14 protein-coding genes are annotated in these 17,375 nt (G+C 70.8%); 9 read left to right on the top strand and 5 right to left on the bottom strand.

Annotated elements, in window-relative coordinates; all coding sequences use genetic code 11:
- Position 1 precedes the first annotated feature (1 nt).
- Together ACFZDA_RS22795 and ACFZDA_RS22790 are read left to right on the top strand one after the other, a co-directional pair.
- Positions 2 to 694, top strand: coding sequence for a DUF402 domain-containing protein (locus tag ACFZDA_RS22795; RefSeq protein ID WP_391084367.1), 693 nt, complete (start codon positions 2 to 4; stop codon positions 692 to 694).
- A 289-nt stretch (positions 695 to 983) separates the two neighbouring features.
- A complete protein-coding gene (locus ACFZDA_RS22790) occupies positions 984 to 3,128 on the top strand; it encodes a SpoIIE family protein phosphatase (RefSeq protein WP_391084364.1) in 2,145 nt (714 codons plus the stop codon).
- 64 nt (positions 3,129 to 3,192) lie between these two features.
- Here the strand turns inward: ACFZDA_RS22790 and ACFZDA_RS22785 are convergent, their stop codons facing one another.
- Positions 3,193 to 5,490, bottom strand: coding sequence for a transglycosylase domain-containing protein (locus ACFZDA_RS22785; RefSeq protein ID WP_391084361.1), 2,298 nt, complete (start codon positions 5,488 to 5,490; stop codon positions 3,193 to 3,195).
- 261 nt (positions 5,491 to 5,751) lie between these two features.
- Here ACFZDA_RS22785 and ACFZDA_RS22780 point away from each other — a divergent pair, with 261 nt between their 5' ends.
- From ACFZDA_RS22780 to ACFZDA_RS22760, 5 genes are all read left to right on the top strand, one after another.
- Positions 5,752 to 6,687, top strand: a complete 936-nt coding sequence (locus ACFZDA_RS22780; RefSeq protein ID WP_391084358.1) for an SPFH domain-containing protein — start codon at positions 5,752 to 5,754, stop codon at positions 6,685 to 6,687.
- Positions 6,684 to 6,929 carry a hypothetical protein gene (locus ACFZDA_RS22775; RefSeq protein ID WP_391084355.1) on the top strand — a complete coding sequence of 82 codons (246 nt, stop codon included), beginning with the start codon at positions 6,684 to 6,686 and terminating at the stop codon, positions 6,927 to 6,929. Before ACFZDA_RS22780 ends, ACFZDA_RS22775 begins: the two co-directional genes overlap by 4 nt.
- 112 nt (positions 6,930 to 7,041) lie before the next feature.
- A complete protein-coding gene (locus ACFZDA_RS22770) occupies positions 7,042 to 7,566 on the top strand; it encodes a helix-turn-helix transcriptional regulator (protein WP_391084353.1) in 525 nt (174 codons plus the stop codon).
- On the top strand, positions 7,563 to 8,252 hold the full coding sequence (locus ACFZDA_RS22765; protein ID WP_391084350.1) for an ATP-binding cassette domain-containing protein: 690 nt from the start codon (positions 7,563 to 7,565) through the stop codon (positions 8,250 to 8,252). The genes ACFZDA_RS22770 and ACFZDA_RS22765 overlap by 4 nt, the downstream gene beginning before the upstream one ends.
- Entirely contained in the window at positions 8,249 to 10,588 is a 2,340-nt protein-coding gene (locus ACFZDA_RS22760) for an FtsX-like permease family protein (protein WP_391084347.1), read from the top strand. Before ACFZDA_RS22765 ends, ACFZDA_RS22760 begins: the two co-directional genes overlap by 4 nt.
- 26 nt (positions 10,589 to 10,614) lie before the next feature.
- On the opposite strand, the gene ACFZDA_RS22755 is transcribed toward ACFZDA_RS22760, so the two are convergent.
- The gene (locus tag ACFZDA_RS22755; protein ID WP_391084631.1) at positions 10,615 to 11,559 is read right to left on the bottom strand and encodes a LysR substrate-binding domain-containing protein; all 945 of its coding nucleotides are present in this window, start codon (positions 11,557 to 11,559) and stop codon (positions 10,615 to 10,617) included.
- A 139-nt stretch (positions 11,560 to 11,698) separates the two neighbouring features.
- Between ACFZDA_RS22755 and ACFZDA_RS22750 the strand changes: the two genes are divergently transcribed.
- The gene (locus ACFZDA_RS22750) at positions 11,699 to 12,253 is read left to right on the top strand and encodes a redoxin domain-containing protein (protein WP_391084344.1); all 555 of its coding nucleotides are present in this window, start codon (positions 11,699 to 11,701) and stop codon (positions 12,251 to 12,253) included.
- Between the two features lie 6 nt (positions 12,254 to 12,259).
- Positions 12,260 to 12,793, top strand: coding sequence for a carboxymuconolactone decarboxylase family protein (locus tag ACFZDA_RS22745; protein WP_391084341.1), 534 nt, complete (start codon positions 12,260 to 12,262; stop codon positions 12,791 to 12,793).
- A gap of 95 nt (positions 12,794 to 12,888) precedes the next feature.
- On the opposite strand, the gene ACFZDA_RS22740 is transcribed toward ACFZDA_RS22745, so the two are convergent.
- The 3 genes from ACFZDA_RS22740 to ACFZDA_RS22730 form a co-directional block, all read right to left on the bottom strand.
- On the bottom strand, positions 12,889 to 14,196 hold the full coding sequence (locus tag ACFZDA_RS22740) for an AI-2E family transporter (RefSeq protein ID WP_391084338.1): 1,308 nt from the start codon (positions 14,194 to 14,196) through the stop codon (positions 12,889 to 12,891).
- A 140-nt stretch (positions 14,197 to 14,336) separates the two neighbouring features.
- Entirely contained in the window at positions 14,337 to 15,047 is a 711-nt protein-coding gene (locus ACFZDA_RS22735) for a transglycosylase SLT domain-containing protein (RefSeq protein ID WP_391084335.1), read from the bottom strand.
- A gap of 400 nt (positions 15,048 to 15,447) precedes the next feature.
- Complete coding sequence (locus tag ACFZDA_RS22730) at positions 15,448 to 16,773, bottom strand: PhoH family protein (RefSeq protein ID WP_391084332.1); 1,326 nt, start codon at positions 16,771 to 16,773, stop codon at positions 15,448 to 15,450.
- Between the last annotated feature and the right edge of the window lie 602 nt (positions 16,774 to 17,375).

The following is a 17,375-nucleotide window of genomic DNA, read 5'->3' as shown; positions in this document are numbered from 1 at the left end:
CATGGCAGACGGTGGAGCGGTGAGACGCGTGGAAACGGGTGGTGCGGCAGGCTTCTGGGAGCCCGGGAGCGAGATCCTGTGGCGGTACCGGGAGAACGGCGGCGCGCGCTTCCACATCGCGCGCCCGGTCACCGTCGTACGGGACGACGCGGAGCTGCTCGCCGTCTGGCTGGCCCCCGGCACGGAGTGCGTGCGGCCCGTGCTCGCCGACGGCACCCCCGTGCACCTGGAGCCGCTGGAGTCCCGCTACACCAAGCCGCGGACCGTGCAGCGCGACCGCTGGTTCGGCACGGGCGTGCTGAAGCTGGCCCGGCCGGGTGAGCCCTGGTCGGTGTGGCTGTTCTGGGAGCCGGGCTGGCGGTTCAAGAACTGGTACGTGAACCTGGAGGAGCCGCTGGCCCGTTGGGAGGGCGGGGTGGACTCCGTCGACCACTTCCTGGACATCTCCGTGCACCCGGACCGCACCTGGCACTGGCGCGACGAGGACGAGTTCGCCCAGGCCCTGCGGGACGGGCTGATGGACGATCAGCAGGCCGAGAAGGTCCGGGCGGCCGGGCGGGCCGCCGTGGAAATGATCCGCGCCTGGGGGCCGCCGTTCTCGGAAGGCTGGCAGCACTGGCGCCCGGATCCGTCCTGGACGGTACCGTCACTGCCGGAGGACTGGGACCGTACGCCCGCGCATGTGTCCTCATGAGACCCTTGATGCGCCCCCGGGCAAGAAACGTAGGATCGTCCTCCGCAAGGGCGCGCGGCGGCAACTGACGGAGCACGCGCTGGGCTTGACCGATCGTCACCGAGGGGCGGCAGGACGTGAGCGAGGGGTACGAGGGCAACACCGGCAGGGCCCCTGAGGGCCGCAGACGGTCCGCCGGTGGCACAGGAACAACCTCTGACCACGCAGGAATTCCGTTCCAGGGGCATGTCTTCCGGGTATCGGAGTTTCGGCGGGACCACCTGCACCTGTGGCGTGCAGCCCCGGACGGATGGATGCGACACGCGTGACGGAGCAGCCGACCTCCTTCGAACGCCCACAACCGGGCGTCGACCCCGCGGACCCCCGCGGGGCGCTCCTGCATACCCCGACACCGGCGCGTGCGCCCGGTGCGGGCGCCTTACCGGTACAGGGCCGCTGCGGCGGCGACGTCACCGCTCCGCTCACGACGGCGCACACCACGCCGGGCACGTCGGAGCCGGGCACCTCCACGCCGTTCGGCAAGGGCAAGGACACCGTGAGCGACCCCGCCTCCGAGCACTCCCAGCCGGGTACCGAGCAGACCGCCGAGCGCGACACCCCTCGGCCGCGGCCCGCCCCCGAGGGCATTCCGGTCCAGCCGGCCGACGAACAGGACCGGCCGGCGCCCGGCCCCGACGGGCAGGAACGCCGCAGCGGCCAGAGCCTGCCGCCCGGCCGGCCCACTCCGATGCGGCGGGACGGCGACCGGCTGCGCTTCGTGGGCGCCGCCACCCGGCGGATCGCCCGCGGCATCGATCTCGACGAGATCGTGATGGGGCTGTGCCGGGCCACCGTGCCCACGTTCTCGGACGCGATCCTGGTCTATCTGCGCGACCCGCTGCCCGTCGGCGACGAACGGCCCACCGGCCCGCTGGTGCTGCGGCTGCGCCGCACCGACCGGATACCGGCCGAGCGCGACACGGAGAACGGCTTCCTGCCGGCCGCGCAGCCCGAGCCCAACGAGCTGGACACGGTCGGCGCCGAGCTGTGCGAGGTGCGGCCCGGCAGCGCGCTCGCCGAGGTGCTGCGGGGCGTGCGTCCGGTGTTCACGGACGCTCCGGCGGCCCGCGCCGCGCTGCCCGAACTGCTCGGGGACGGCGGCGAGTTCGCCGTGCCGGACGGACAGCGCGCGATCCTCGCCCCGCTGCGCGGCCGGCGCCGGGTCATCGGTGCGGCCCTGTTCCTGCGCCGTCCCGAACGCATCGCCTTCGAGCCGGACGACCTGCTGGTGGCCGCACAGCTCGCCACGCACAGCGCCCTGGGCATCGACAAGGCCGTGCTGTACGGCCGCGAGGCCTACATCGCGGACGAGCTCCAGCGCACCATGCTGCCCGAGACGCTGCCCCGCCCCACGGGCGTGCGGCTCGCCTCGCGTTACCTGCCGGCCGCGGAGACCGCCCGGGTCGGCGGCGACTGGTACGACGCGATCCCGCTGCCGGGCAGCCGGGTCGCGCTGGTCGTCGGCGACGTCATGGGCCACTCCATGACCTCGGCCGCCATCATGGGCCAGCTGCGCACCACCGCCCAGACCCTCGCCGGTCTCGACCTGCCGCCGCAGGAGGTCCTGCACCACCTCGACGAACAGGCCCAGCGCCTCGGCGTGGACCGCATGGCGACCTGCCTGTACGCGGTCTACGACCCGGTATCGCACCGCATCACCATCGCCAACGCCGGTCACCCGCCGCCCGTCCTGCTCCACCTGGGCGGCCGTGCCGAGGTGCTGCGCGTCCCGGCCGGTGCCCCCATCGGCGTCGGCGGCGTCGACTTCGAGGCCGTGGAGCTGGACGCGCCCGCCGGCGCGACCCTGCTGCTGTACACCGACGGCCTGGTCGAGTCCCGGCTGCGCGATGTGTGGACGGGCATCGAGCAGCTGCGCGAGAAGCTCGCCGCGACCGCGCAGCTCACCGGGCCGGACCACCCGCCGCCCCTGGAAGCCCTGTGCGACGAGGTGCTCGACATGCTCGGCCCGGGCGACCGGGACGACGACATCGCGCTGCTCGCCGCCCGCTTCGACGGCATCGCGCCCAGCGATGTGGCGTACTGGTTCCTGGAGCCGGAGGACGCCGCCCCCGGCCGGGCCCGCCGCCTGGCCCGGCGCGCGCTGCAGCGCTGGGGCCTGGAGGAGCTCAGCGACTCGGTGGAGCTGCTGGTCAGCGAGGTCGTGACGAACGCCGTGCGATACGCGTCCCGGCCGGTCACGCTCCGGCTGCTGCGCACGGACGTCCTGCGCTGCGAAGTGGGCGACGACGTCCCGCAACTGCCGCGCCTGCGGCAGGCCCGCGCCACGGACGAGGGCGGACGCGGACTGTACCTGGTGAACCGGCTGGCCCGGCGCTGGGGCGCGACCCGGCTGAGCACGGGCAAGGTCGTGTGGTTCGAGCTCAACCGCAACTGAGAGGCCGTGGGAACGAGCCGAGGGGCGCCCGGTGTCCGCCGGGCGCCCCTCGCCGTGTCTCCTGCTACGGGTTCTGTCCGCTGCCCGGCTTGACCGGGTCGAACGGGTCGCCGCCGCCGTCGTTCGGCGGTGTCGTCTCCGGGGCCGTCGGCGGGGTGACGGTGGACGGTGTCGTCGACGGACTCGGCGGCGGGGAGGTGCTCGGCTCCTGAGTCGTCGGCGGCGGTGACGACGACGGCTCCTCGGTCGTCGGCTCCTGCGTGGGCTCCTGGGTCGGCTCACGCGTGGGCGTCGGCGTCCACGTCGGCTGGACGGCCGCGCCCTGCTCGGTGTCCAGGTCGAACTTGCTGACGTCGCCCATCACGCCGAAGGTGTACGACGCCCAGATCTCCGCGGGGAAGCCGCCGCCGTTGACCCGGGGCTCGCCGCCCGCCTTGTACATCGGGACCTGGGCGTGGGTCTTGGCGTCCTCGCCGAACAGGCCGACGGAGGTGACCAGCTTCGGCGTGTAGCCGGTGAACCAGGCCGACTTGTTGTTGTCGGACGTACCCGTCTTGCCCGCGACCTGCTGGCCGTCGCGCTGGGGGTTGTTCCGCACGGACTGCTGCGCCGTACCGTCGTCGACCACGCCGGTCAGCACCGAGGTCACGGAGTCGGCGGCCTCGCGGCTGACGGCCTGGTCGCCGACCGGGTCGGGCATGGTGACCGTCTGGTTCAGGTGCTCCGCGGACTTCACGAGGGCCGGGGTGACCTTCTTGCCGTGGTTGGCGAGGGTGGCGTAGACACCCGCCATCTCCAGGGGGCTCGCTCCCATGCTGCCCAGGGTCTGGGCGGGCACGGCCTCCATGTTCTTGGTGTCCATGCCGAGTTTGCCGGCGACGTCGACCACGTTGGTCATGCCGACGTCGACGCCCATCTGCGCGAAGACGGAGTTGACGGACTTGTTCATCGCCGTCTGGACGGTGATCTTCCCGTAGTTCTCGTCGTCCTCGTTCTCGGGGGCGAAGCCGACCTTGGTGCCGTCGTCCACGACCTGACGCTTGCTCGTGCCGTCGTAGATCGTGTTCGCGGTGATCGGCTTGCCGTCCTGCGTCTTGGCCTGCTCGTCCAGGGCCGCGGCGAGGATGACCGGCTTGAAGGTGGAGGCGGGCTGGTAGTCGGTGCGGGTGGCGTTGTTGGTGTAGTGCTTGAAGTAGTCCACGCCGCCGTACATCGCGACCACGGCGCCGGTCTTCGGGTTCACGGACGCGGCACCGGCCTGGACGTCCCCGTCGACCTTGCGCTTCTTGGGGTCGAGTTTGCTGGTCAGCTGCTGCTTGACGGACTTCTCCAGGGCCGCCTGCTTCTTCTTGTCGATGTTGAGCGTGATGGTCCAGCCACCGGCGCTGACCATCGCCTCGGCTTCCTTGGCGTTGCTCGCGGTGCCCTCGGCGACGAGCTGCTTCTCCAGTGCCGCGTTGGCCGCGTTGACCAGGTAGCCCTTCTGGCCCTCCATGCCGGGGGCGGGCCTGGGCTCCTTCGGCACCGGGAACTTCATGCCGGCGCGCTCGGACTGGCTCAGCCAGCCCTCGTCGACCATGTTGTCCAGGACGTAGTTCCAGCGGGCCTTCACCAGCTTCTTACCCGCCGGGGAGGCGACCGCCCAGTCGTACTGGCTCGGGGCCTGGAGCAGCGCGGCGAGGTAGGCGCCCTGGGCGACCGTGAGCTTCTCGGCGTCCTCGCGGTAGTAGGCCTGGGCGGCGGCCTGGATACCGTAGGCGTTGCGGCCGTAGTAGCTGGTGTTGATGTAGCCGGCGAGGATGTAGTCCTTGGACTTCTCCCGGTCCAGCTTCAGGGAGATGACCAGTTCCTTCAGCTTGCGGGAGACGGTCTGTTCCTGCGTCAGGTAGTAGTTCTTGACGTACTGCTGGGTGATCGTCGAACCGCCCTGCGCGCCCCTGCCCGAGAGTGTGTTGAACAGGCCGCGGGCGGTGCCCTTGATGTCGACGCCGGCGTCCTTGTAGAAGGTCTTGTTCTCGGCCGCGACGAAGGTGAGCCGCACGCCCTTGGGGACCCGGGACAGATCGACGACCTCGCGGTTGACCTTGCCGTCGCGGGCCATCATCGCGCCGTCGCTGTACTTGTAGATGTTGCTCTGCCGCTTGGCGTCGGCGTTCCCCTCGGGGATGCCGATCATCATGTACAGCACGATGAAGGCACCCATACCGAGCAGGCACAGGCCGAAGAAGGTGCCGAGGAGCTTCTTCCAGGTGAAGAGCCTGCGTATGCCGCTCTTCCCGGCCGCGGCCGACGAACGGCGGCGCTTGGGTGCCGCCCGGCGCCCACCGCGCTGTCTGGCGCGTCTTTCTTCCGCTCGTCCCATGGGTCCGATCCGCTCCGCTTCGTCCGTCTGTGCTCACACGTCACACAGGTTCGCCGCTCAGGTCAGCTCAGAAAGCTAACACCGGGAGATAAGAGGGAGGGCTGCCGATCCGGCCCTTTACGGACGTGACAATCAGCACCCATCCCAACGGAACCGACGTTCGAGACACGCACAGGGTTGCCAGGAGGCGAAAAAGTGATAACACTTAGATAGATGGAAGCTATGCAGGAGTGGCTTCCCGGGAGGAACGGGGGATCACCCATGTCCACACACCAGCCGCAGGTCGGCGCCGACGTGCCCGAGATGCCGGCGCCCCGCGTGCGGGAGTTCGCCGCGCACAGCATCGGCGGCGGGCTCGCCCTGCTGCTCGGCCTGGTCGGTCTGCTGGCCGGCGCCGGCCTGATCGCGGCCGCCACGTCGGTCGACGGGGGCGGGGCCAAGGCGGCCCTGATCATCAGCGGCATCCTGGTCGCGCTCGCGGCGTTCCTGGCCATGTGCGGGCTGAACATGGTGGCGCCCGGCGAGGCCCGGGTCGTCCAGCTCTTCGGCCGCTACCGCGGGACGATCCGGCAGGACGGCCTGCGCTGGGTGAACCCGCTCACCTCACGCACCAAGATCTCGACGCGCGTCCGCAACCACGAGACGGCCGTCCTGAAGGTCAACGACGCCTACGGCAACCCGATCGAGCTCGCCGCGGTCGTGGTGTGGCGGGTCGAGGACACCGCCCAGGCCGTCTTCGAGGTGGACGACTACGTCGAGTTCGTCTCCACGCAGACCGAGGCGGCCGTGCGGCACATCGCCATCGAGTACCCCTACGACGCCCACGAGGAGGACGGCCTCTCGCTGCGCGGCAACGCCGAGGAGATCACCGAGAAGCTCGCCGTCGAACTGCACGCGCGCGTGGAGGCGGCCGGGGTGCAGATCATCGAGTCGCGGTTCACGCACCTCGCCTACGCCCCCGAGATCGCCTCGGCGATGCTCCAGCGGCAGCAGGCCGGGGCGGTCGTCGCGGCCCGGCGGCAGATCGTCGACGGTGCGGTGGGCATGGTGGAGGCCGCGATCGCCCGGATCACCGAGCGGGACATCGTGGAGCTGGACTCCGAGCGGAAGGCGACGATGGTCTCCAACCTGATGGTGGTGCTGTGCGGGGACCGCGCCGCGCAGCCGGTCCTCAACACCGGGTCGCTGTACCAGTGACGGAGCCGCCCGAGGGTCCGGGTTCCCGGCGCCGGCCGCAGCAGCAGCGCAAGCAGGTGCTGCTGCGGCTGGACCCGGCGGTGTACGAGGCGCTGGTGCGGTGGGCCGGGGACGAACTGCGGTCGGCCAACGCGCAGATCGAGTTCCTGCTGCGGAAGGCGCTGGCCGAGGCGGGGCGGCTGCCGCGGGATGCCGGGCCGCTGCCCCGGCGTGGCAGACCGCCCGGGGACTCGAAGCAATAGCGTGTTGCACAACCGTGACAACACCCGCCGACCAGCGCCTCCATACCGCCCGCCAGGAGCTGCACACTCCGCGTATACATCCGGCGTATACACGGTGTGTAGAGTGCTCGGCATGTCCATCGGTCACACTCTCCTGGGGCTCCTGGAGTCCGGCCCGCGCCACGGTTACGACCTGAAGCGGGCCTTCGACGAGAAGTTCGGTCACGACCGGCCGCTGCATTACGGCCAGGTCTACTCGACGATGTCCCGGCTGCTGAAGAACGGGCTCGTCGAGGTCGACGGCATCGAGGCCGGCGGCGGTCCCGAGCGCAAGCGGTACGCGATCACCGAGGCCGGCATCACCGACGTCGAGCGGTGGCTCGCGACACCGGAGAAGCCGGAGCCGTACCTCCAGTCGGCCCTCTACACCAAGGTCGTCCTCGCGCTGCTCACCCACCGCGACGCAGGCGACATCCTCGACACGCAGCGCTCGGAGCACCTGCGCAGCATGCGCATCCTCACCGACCGCAAGCGCAAGGGCGATCTGGCCGACCAGCTGATCTGCGACCACGCCCTGTTCCACCTGGAGGCGGACCTGCGCTGGCTGGAACTGACCGCGGCCCGGCTGGACAAGCTCCGTGAGGCGGTGGCCCGGTGACCCCTCCCGCCGGTTCGCTGCTCACCGCCCAGGACCTGCGCAAGGCGTACGGGCCGACCACCGCGCTCGACGGTGCCGAGTTCTCCATCCACCCGGGCGAGGTCGTCGCCGTGATGGGGCCGTCCGGGTCGGGCAAGTCGACGCTGCTGCACTGCCTCGCCGGGATCGTCATGCCCGACTCGGGCTCGATCACCTACAACGGCCGTGAGGTGACGGCGATGAGCGACGCCGAGCGCAGTGCGCTCAGGCGCTCGGAGTTCGGGTTCGTGTTCCAGTTCGGGCAGCTCGTGCCCGAACTCACCTGTGTGGAGAACGTGGCGCTCCCGCTGCGGCTGAGCGGGTCGTCCCGCAAGGAGGCCGAGCGGACGGCGCTGGCGTGGATGGAGCGGCTGGAGGTCGACGAGCTGCGCAAGAAACGGCCCGGCGAGGTGTCCGGCGGTCAGGGCCAGCGGGTCGCCGTCGCACGGGCGCTGGTGACGAACCCGCGTGTGGTGTTCGCCGACGAGCCGACCGGCGCGCTCGACTCCTTCAACGGCGAGCGCGTGATGGAGCTGCTCACGGACGCCGCCCGGTCCGCCAGCACGGCCGTGGTGCTCGTGACGCACGAGGCCCGGGTGGCCGCGTACTCCGACCGCGAGATCGTCGTACGCGACGGCAGGTCCCGGGACATGGAGCGCGTCGTATGAGTGCACGGCAGTGGGCCGCGGATCTGTCCATGGGGGTCCGGTTCGCCTTCGCGGGCGGACGCGAGGGGTGGATCCGGGCGCTGCTGACGGCCGTCGGCGTCGGGCTCGGCGTGGCGCTGCTGCTCCTCACCACCGCCCTCCCGAACGCGCTGGCGGAACGGGACCGGCGCGAGGAGGCGCGCAGCGACCACACCTTCAGCCAGCAGGAGATACCGAAGGCCGACGACACCCTGGTCGTCCTGGACTCGGACACCGTGTTCCACGACCAGGACGTGCGCGGGCGCATGCTGGAGCCGGAGGGCCCGCGGGCTCCGCTGCCGCCGGGGGTCGCGAAGTTCCCGGCGGCGGGCGAGATGGTCGTCTCCCCCGCGCTGAAGGAGCTACTCGCCTCCGACGACGGCAAGCTGCTGCGGGAGCGGCTGGACTACCGGATCACGGGCACCATCGGCGAACAGGGGCTCGTCGGCTCGCAGGAACTCGCCTACTTCGCGGGCGGCAAGGGGCTGGCGAAGCTGCTGGAGGGCCCCGCGAGCGGGGCCCGGATCGACAGCTTCGGCAACGACGATCTCGGGTCCTCCGATCCCTGGGACCCGGTGCTGCTCCTGCTGGTCCTGGTCGTCTTCGTGGTGCTGCTGATGCCGGTCGCCGTGTTCATCGCCGCGGCCGTGCGGTTCGGCGGCGAGCGGCGCGACCGCAGGCTCGCGGCCCTGCGGCTGGTCGGCTCCGACAGCGCGATGACCCGGCGGATCGCCGCCGGCGAGGCGCTCGCCGGCTCCGTGCTGGGGCTCGTCCTGGGCACCGGGTTCTTCCTGCTCGGACGCCAACTGGCGGCCTCCTTCGAGGTGTTCCACGTCAGCGTGTTCCCCAGCTATCTGAACCCCTCCCCCCTGCTGGCGGCCCTGGTCGCGGTGGCGGTCCCGACGGCCGCGGTGCTGGTGACGCTCCTCGCGCTGCGCGGGGTGGTCATCGAGCCGCTCGGCGTGGTGCGTACGGCCAAGCCCGCGCGGCGCCGGCTGTGGTGGCGGCTGCTGCTGCCGCTGGGCGGGCTCGCGCTGCTCTTCCCGATGGTCGGGCAGGGCAACGACGGCGGGACCTTCAACCAGTACCTCGTCGTGGGCGGCGTCATGCTCCTGCTCGTCGGCGTCACCGCGCTGCTGCCCTGGATCGTGGAGCGGGTCGTCGCCCGGCTCGGCTCCGGCGGGATCGCCTGGCAACTGGCGGTGCGCAGGCTCCAGTCGACCAGTGGCGCGGCGGCCCGCATGGTCAACGGCATCGCGGTGGCGGTGGCCGGGGCCATCGCGCTGCAGATGCTGTTCGCCGGAGTGGACGGCAACTACACCGCCGCGTCGCGGCACGACGTGTCCCGGGCCCAGATGAGCGTGGACGTGACGAGCAGCGCCGACATCGCGTCCACGGTCAGGGAGTACCGCGGCACCGAGGGCGTCCGCAAGGTCTCCGCACTGTCCGCAGTCCATCTCGGCGACCGGCGCGGCGAGGCGGAATCCTATGTTCAGGTCACCGTGGCCGACTGCGTGTCGCTGCGCGAGGTGGCCACGCTCCCCTCCTGCCGCGACGGTGACGTCTTCGCGGTCAGGGGCTCCGCATACGACAGCGGGAGCGACCACCTGACCAAGCCCGGAACGACCCTGTGGGCCGACCCGGCCGATACCCCGCGCTCCGGCGACCGCTGGGTCTCCTGGAACGTGCCGCAGGGCATCCGGCAGGCACAGCCCCGCGAGGACCCCACCGGGTACGAACGCGGCGGCATTCTGGTCACCCCCGGCGCGCTGCCCGGGAAGCTCGCGGCGGCCACCACCGCACGTCTCTTCCTGAGCGTGGACCGCTCAGTGCCGGACGCGTACGAGTACGTGCGCAACACGGCCGCGCGGCTCAACCCGGCGGCGCAGCCGATGACCTGGAACAGCACCGAGAGCAACACACGCTACGCCACCATCCGCACCGGCCTGTCCGTCGGCGCCGCGTGTGTGCTGGCCCTGATCGGCGCGAGTCTGCTGGTCTCGCAGCTGGAGCAGTTGCGCGAACGCCGCAAGCTGCTGTCGTCCCTGGTCGCCTTCGGCACCCGGCGCCGCACCCTCAGCCTGTCGGTGCTGTGGCAGACGGCCATCCCGATCGGGCTCGGCCTGCTGCTCGCCGCGACGGTGGGCATGGCCCTGGGCGCGGTCCTGCTGCGGATGGTGAACCAGTCCGTCCGGGTGGACTGGCCGAGCGTGCTGTCGATGACCGGCATCGGCGCGGGCGTCGTCCTGGTCGTGACGCTGCTGAGCCTGCCGCCGCTGCTGAGGATGATGCGGCCGGACGGGCTGCGCACGGAGTAGCCGCCCGGGATCTTTGCGCCGGGCCGTCAGGCGTCCTGGTCGAGGACCCGTACGGGCAGCGGCCGGAGCGCCTGCCGCAGAGCCGCCGCCAGCTCCTCGTACTCCGCGCCCCGCGCGGCCCCCGCCCGCATCGCCAAGGCGACCCTGCGGGTGGGGGCCGGGTCGGTGAAGTACCCGGTGAGGAGCCGGCTGCTGCGCGAGATCTCGACCTTGAGGGCGGTGCGCGGCAGCAGCGTGACGCCGAGCCCGCCCGCGACGAGCTGCACCAGGGTGGACAGCCCGGCGGCGGTCGTGGTCACCGGCGCGTCCTCGCGGCCGGCCTCCCGGCAGATGTCGAGGGCCTGGTCGCGCAGGCAGTGCCCCTCGTCCAGCAGCAGCAGCTTCAGCTCCCGCAGCGCCTCGCGCGGGATGCCCTCACCTCCGCCGAGCGGGTGGTCGAGCGGGGTGACGAGCACGAAGTCCTCGTCGAACAGCGGCAGTTCGGCGACGCCCGGCACGCCCAGCGGCACGGCGAGCAGCAGCAGGTCGAGCCGCCCGCTGGTGAGTCCGTCGAGCAGGCTGGCGGTCTGCTCCTCGTGCACCTGGAGGTCGAGGTGCGGATACCGTTCGTGGACGAGCCGCAGGACGGTGGGCAGCAGATACGGCGCCACGGTCGGGATGACCCCCAGCCGCAGCACGCCCGTGAACGGGGCCCGCACCGCCTCGGCCTCCTCCATGAGCGCACCCACCTCGGCCAGCACCGCCTTGGCCCGTACGGCGATCCGCTCGCCCTCGGGTGAGAGCAGCACCTTGCGCGTCGTACGCTCGAGGAGCGTCACTCCGAGTGACTCCTCCAGCGCCGAGACGGCGCCCGAGAGGGCGGGCTGGCTCATGCCGATGGCCCCCGCCGCGTCCCGGAAGTGCAGGTGCTCGGCGACGGCTGCGAAGGCCCGCAGCTGGGCGAGGCTGGGCTGCCTGCGCTTATTACCCACAGTCACTGATAACTACCTCCGATCAACCCGACCGAGTGTAGCTATTTCCGTAATCAATCAGCCCTGTGCCAACATCAATAACGTCCAACCCATGGGAAACACCCGCAATCCGGGTGTTTCTTCGCTGCAAGGAGAGCGTGTGCTCACTGTCGGTGACAAGTTCCCCGAGTTCGATCTGACCGCCTGCGTCTCGCTGGAGAAGGGCAAGGAGTTCCAGCAGATCAACCACAAGACCTACGAGGGTCAGTGGAAGGTCGTCTTCGCGTGGCCCAAGGACTTCACCTTCGTGTGCCCGACCGAGATCGCCGCCTTCGGCAAGCTGAACGACGAGTTCGCCGACCGCGACGCCCAGGTCCTCGGCTTCTCCGGCGACTCCGAGTTCGTCCACCACGCCTGGCGCAAGGACCACGACGACCTGCGTGACCTGCCGTTCCCGATGATGGCCGACTCCAAGCACGAGCTGATGCGCGACCTCGGCATCGAGGACGAGGACGGCTTCGCCAAGCGCGCGGTGTTCATCGTGGACCAGAACAACGAGATCCAGTTCTCGATGGTGACCGCGGGTTCGGTCGGCCGTAACCCGAAGGAGGTCCTGCGGGTCCTGGACGCCCTCCAGACGGACGAGCTGTGCCCCTGCAACTGGTCGAAGGGCGACGAGACCCTCGACCCGGTCGCGCTGCTCGCCGGAGAGTGATCTGACATGTCCCTCGACGCACTCAAGTCCGCCGTACCGGACTACGCCAAGGACCTGAAGCTCAACCTGGGCTCGGTCATCGGCAACTCGGACCTGCCGGCCCAGCAGCTGTGGGGCACGGTCCTCGCGACCGCGATCGCCTCGCGCTCCCCGATCGTGCTGCGCGAGCTGGAGCCGGAGGCGAAGGCCAACCTGTCGCCCGAGGCGTACACGGCCGCCAAGTCCGCCGCCGCGGTGATGGCGATGAACAACGTCTTCTACCGCACGCGGCACCTGCTGTCGGACCACGAGTACGGCAACCTGCGCGCGGGCCTGCGGATGAACGTCATCGGCAACCCGGGCGTCGACAAGGTCGACTTCGAGCTGTGGTCCTTCGCGGTCTCCGCCATCAACGGCTGCGGCATGTGCCTGGACTCCCACGAGCAGGTCCTGCGCAAGGCCGGCCTCGACCGCGAGGTCGTCCAGGAGGCGTTCAAGATCGCGTCCGTGATCCAGGCGGTCGGCGTGACGCTGGACGCCGAGGCGGTACTGGCCGAGTAACCCCCGGCCGTACGCCCCGCATCGCAGGGCCCCGCCCACCTGACCGGTGGGCGGGGCCCTGTTGCCGTGCGAGGCAGGCCGGTCGGGAACCCGGACTACTCCGCCGCAGCCTGCCGTTCGGGCTCCGCGCTCATCGGCGTAGAGCCCCGCGGGCGGACCGAATGCCGCAGCGCCGACTTCCGGGAGTACGCCCGCAGATACCCGACGACCGTGTTCGTCACGGCCACCAACGGCACGGCCACCACCGCACCCCCGATCCCGGCGACCATCCCCCCGCACGCCACGGACAGCACCACGGCCAGCGGATGCACCCGCACCGCCCGCCCCAGGATGAACGGCTGCAGGATGTGGCCCTCGATCTGCTGCACCGCCAGCACCACCACCAGCGTCATGACGGCCGTGAACACCCCCTGGGTGACCAGCGCGACCACCACCGCCAGCGCCCCGGACACCACCGCGCCCACCAGCGGGATGAACGCGAACAGGAAGATGAACACCGCCAGCGGCACGGCCATCGGCACATCGAGGAAGTAGATCCCCAGCCCGATGAAGATCGCGTCGATCAGCGCGACGATCACCGTGCCGCGCACATACGCCGTCAGCGTCCGCCACGCCGCCGGCCCGGCCCCCGCCACGCCCGGCCGCGCCGCCGCCGGCACCAGCTTCAGCGTCCACTCCCAGATCCGCTTGCCGTCGTAGAGCAGGAACAGCGTCGAGAAGACCGCCAGCAGAATCCCCGTCAGCGACTCGACGACGACCGTCACGCCCTCCAGTCCCGCCGAGGTGATCTGGTCGGTGTTCGCGCCGACCGCCTCCCGCAGGTTCGTGGCGATCTCGTTGATCTGCTTGTCCGTGACGTGGAAGGGGCTGTTCAGCAGCCAGTTCCGCAACTCGTCGATGCCGTCCTGAATCTGGCCCGAGAGGTCGTCGATGTTCTCCATCACCTGCCAGGTCACGAACCAGCCGATCAGCCCCATGACGACGAAGCCGAGGATCGCGGTCATCGCCGTGGCGGGACCGCGCGGCACCCCGAGCCGGCGCAGCCGCGCCACGGTCGGCTGGAGGATCGCGGTGATGAGCAGCGCGCTCACGAACGCCAGCACCACCAGCTGGACGGCGCTGATGATCCGCATCAGCACCCACAGCGTGCCCGCGACGACGAGCAGCCGCCAGCCGGCCTCCGCCGCGACCCGCACCCCCCACGGCACGGCCAGCGCGGGATCGGGCCGGGCGGGCACGTCGGGCGCGTAGTCCGGGGGCGGCGGCACGTGTTCGTCGGACGAGGTACCGGACTCGGTCTCGTCCCGCTCCCGTTCGGCCTCGGCGCGGCGTTCGTTCCACCGCTCGCTCATCTCGGTCAGTCCGGCACCGAGCCGGCCGAGCCACGCTGGCACTCGCGACATGATCCGTCCTTCTCCCCCGGTCTCTCCGCACCACTCCCCCCTGGAGAGTCGTCCGTCAAGACCGTACATGCCGCAAGCCCCTCACCCGTACGACGGTGAGGGGCTCGCGCTGAGGATGGCTGCGGCTCAGGGCCGCGGGCTCAGTACCAGTTGTTGGCCTGCCAGAACGACCAGGCGTCACACGGGCTGCCGTAGCGGTCGTTCATGTAGTTCAGGCCCCACTTGATCTGGGTGGCCGGGTTGGTCCGCCAGTCGGCACCGACGGACGACATCTTGGAACCGGGCAGCGCCTGGAACATGCCGTAGGCCCCGGAAGAAGGGTTGACCGCCTTGTAGTTCCAGTCGGACTCGTGGTCCACGATGTTGCTGAAGCACTGGAACTGACCCGCGGGCACCAACTGCCGCGCCATCGCCTGGATCTGCGCGATGGAGTAGGAGGTCGCGACGGGGAAGTCGGAGATGTCCTTGGAGCGGCTGGCCGCTGCCTTGGCCTCCGCGCGCTCCTTGGCTGCCTTGGCGGCGGCCTTCTCGGCGGCTTCCTTCTTGGCGATGGCCGTATCGGCGGCGGCCTTGCGGGCGGCCTCCTCGGCGTCCTTCTTCGCGCTCGCGTCGGCGGCGATGGCCTGTGCGTCGGCCTGCTGCGTCAGCGACGCGGTCTGCACCTGGGCCTGCTGGCCCGCGGGGATGTCCGCGAGCAGCGTGGTGCCGCTTGCCGTCGCTTCGGCGTCGTTGTTCTGCGCGGTGCTGCCCGAGGCAACGCCGACGACGCTTCCGACAGCGGTGACCGCCGTGGCCGAGGCCACTGCGAATCCCCGGACCGAGATCCGGCTCACACGGTTTCCTTCCAGCATCGCCCGCTTCGGTGACCCTCGCGGACGCAATCGTGCCCCTGACGCTGGCCTCCCCAACTGCGGGGTCACGGGAGGCACGGGCCCGGTGGGCAACTCCCTCACGGGAGTGCCGCGTGGTGCGCGGGCGGCATACGACATCGCTATGCAGTTGACGCTGTGCTGTGAGTGGTGCCGTACCGCTGGGGGTACAGGTGTGTCGTATGCGGGGCCTGACAGGAGTGAGACTCTGCCGCAACTTGACGGGGCAAGGCAATTCCGAGTTGCGTGTGAAAGCTCACATCCCGTTTGACGCGGGAGATTCACAGGAAAGCCCACACGCGAAGGCGCCGTCCGGCTAGGCTCTTCGCCTTTCCGGACGGCGCCAACTACTGCGTAACCGCCCCCGTTTAGGGCAGGACGGTCAGATGTGTCCGTCTTCGAGCATTTCGGTCACAAGAGCAGCGATCTGCGACCTCTCGGACCGGGTCAGGGTCACATGTGCGAAAAGCGGATGCCCCTTCAGCTTCTCGACGACGGCGACCACTCCGTCGTACCGGCCGACCCGCAGATTGTCCCGCTGGGCCACGTCGTGCGTGAGAACCACGCGTGAATTGGCTCCGATACGGGACAGAACGGTGAGAAGTACGTTCCGTTCCAGCGACTGCGCCTCGTCGACGATCACGAACGCGTCGTGCAGCGAGCGGCCGCGGATGTGGGTGAGCGGCAGCACCTCCAGCATCCCGCGGGCGGTGACCTCCTCGATGACCTCCCGGCTGGTGACCGCCGACAGCGTGTCGAACACCGCCTGCGCCCAGGGGCTCATCTTCTCCGCCTCGGAGCCGGGCAGATAGCCGAGCTCCTGCCCGCCCACCGCGTACAGCGGACGGAAGACCATCACCTTCTGGTGCTGACGGCGCTCCAGCACCGCCTCCAGACCCGCGCACAGCGCCAGCGCCGACTTTCCGGTGCCGGCCCGGCCGCCCATCGACACGATCCCGACGTCCGGGTCGAGCAGCAGGTCCAGCGCGATCCGCTGCTCGGCGCTGCGGCCCTTGATGCCGAACGCCTCACGGTCCCCGCGTACGACACGGACGTTGCCCTCGGCCGTGACCCGCCCGAGCGCCTTGCCGCGCTCCGACTGGATCATCAGGCCCGTGTGCACCGGCAGGTCGGCGGCCTCGGGGACATGGAGGTGCCCCTCCTCGAAGAGGATGTCCACCTGTTCGCCGGTCAGGGTCAGCTCGGACATGCCGGTCCAGCCGGAGGAGTCCGTGATGGCGAGTTCCGCGCGGTACTCCTCGGCGAGGAGCCCGACGGAGGACGCCTTGATCCTGAGCGGGAGGTCCTTGGACACGACGGTGACGTCGAACCCCTCGGCCTGGAGGTTGCGGGCGACCGCGAGGATCCGGGAGTCGTTGTCCCCCAGGCGGTAGCCGCTGGGCAGCACGCTGGGGTCCGAGTGGTTGAGCTCGACACGGACGGTTCCGCCGAGGTCCCCGGTCGGGATGGGGGCATCGAGGCGGCCGTACCGCACCCGGTAGTCGTCGAGCAGACGCAGGGCCTGCCGGGCGAAGTAGCCGAGTTCGGGATGGTTCCGCTTGGCCTCCAGTTCCGTCACCACGACGATGGGAAGCACGACCTCGTGCTCGTCGAAGCGGCTCAGGGCGCTCGGGTCGGCCAGCAGGACGCTGGTGTCGAGAACATAGGTGCGCCGGTCGGGCTTGTGGCGCTTTGTGCTGGTCACCACGGAAGGACGTACCCCCTCGGATGAGGTCGGGGAGCGACGGAGTGGAGCTGGACCGGTCGTCGGCCGCCCTGCGCGGGCCGAGAACCGGCCCTCCGCCTCTTCGTCCGTGCTGTGACCGCACGATCGGGCTGGTGCAAAGGGCCTCCCGGGCGGACGGCCCCGTGCCGTCCGCTGAGATCCGACACCCGGGGTTCGGGCATCGACCTGACTGGCTTATGCCCTCGAACGGGCGTCGCCATGCCACGGCATATGACGGCGGGCAGGTGAATTCCGTGTTACGGGCACCTTCGGAGGGGTACCGGGAAGGGTTGCGACATGTGGTGACCGCGGTACCGGGGGGCCGGCGGGACACCGCGAAGTCCCACGCCCGGCGGCGTACGCGGGAGCGCGATCCAGCCGTCGCCGGCGCCGTCGGGGCCGCCGGGGGCGGGGCGTGGCGCGGTTCAGGCGCCGTGGCCGGCGGGCGGGGGAACGCGGCTCAGGCGCCGTGGCCGCCGGGCGGGGAGCGCGGCTCAGGCGCCGTGGCCGCCGGGCGGGGAGCGCGGCTCAGGCGCCGTGGCCGCCGGGCGGGGAGCGCGGCTCAGGCGCCGTGGCCGCCGGGG

Origin of the sequence: Streptomyces sp. NPDC007991, from assembly GCF_042958445.1 — a bacterium.
In the GTDB taxonomy this organism is placed as follows: Bacteria; Actinomycetota; Actinomycetes; order Streptomycetales; family Streptomycetaceae; genus Streptomyces.
The sequence above is the reverse complement of the archived record's forward strand: the minus strand, read 5'-3'. Positions and strand labels throughout refer to the sequence as shown.

Bases quoted from the DNA above. Each gene is read 5' to 3' on its own strand.
- ACFZDA_RS22795 (WP_391084367.1), top strand. From the start codon at position 2: ATGGCAGACGGTGGAGCGGTGAGACGCGTGGAAACGGGTGGTGCGGCA.
- ACFZDA_RS22740 (WP_391084338.1), bottom strand. From the start codon at position 14,196: ATGTCGCGAGTGCCAGCGTGGCTCGGCCGGCTCGGTGCCGGACTGACC.
- ACFZDA_RS22735 (WP_391084335.1), bottom strand. From the start codon at position 15,047: ATGCTGGAAGGAAACCGTGTGAGCCGGATCTCGGTCCGGGGATTCGCA.
- ACFZDA_RS22780 (WP_391084358.1), top strand. From the start codon at position 5,752: ATGTCCACACACCAGCCGCAGGTCGGCGCCGACGTGCCCGAGATGCCG.
- ACFZDA_RS22745 (WP_391084341.1), top strand. From the start codon at position 12,260: ATGTCCCTCGACGCACTCAAGTCCGCCGTACCGGACTACGCCAAGGAC.
- ACFZDA_RS22790 (WP_391084364.1), top strand. From the start codon at position 984: ATGGATGCGACACGCGTGACGGAGCAGCCGACCTCCTTCGAACGCCCA.
- ACFZDA_RS22760 (WP_391084347.1), top strand. From the start codon at position 8,249: ATGAGTGCACGGCAGTGGGCCGCGGATCTGTCCATGGGGGTCCGGTTC.
- ACFZDA_RS22785 (WP_391084361.1), bottom strand. From the start codon at position 5,490: ATGGGACGAGCGGAAGAAAGACGCGCCAGACAGCGCGGTGGGCGCCGG.
- ACFZDA_RS22770 (WP_391084353.1), top strand. From the start codon at position 7,042: ATGTCCATCGGTCACACTCTCCTGGGGCTCCTGGAGTCCGGCCCGCGC.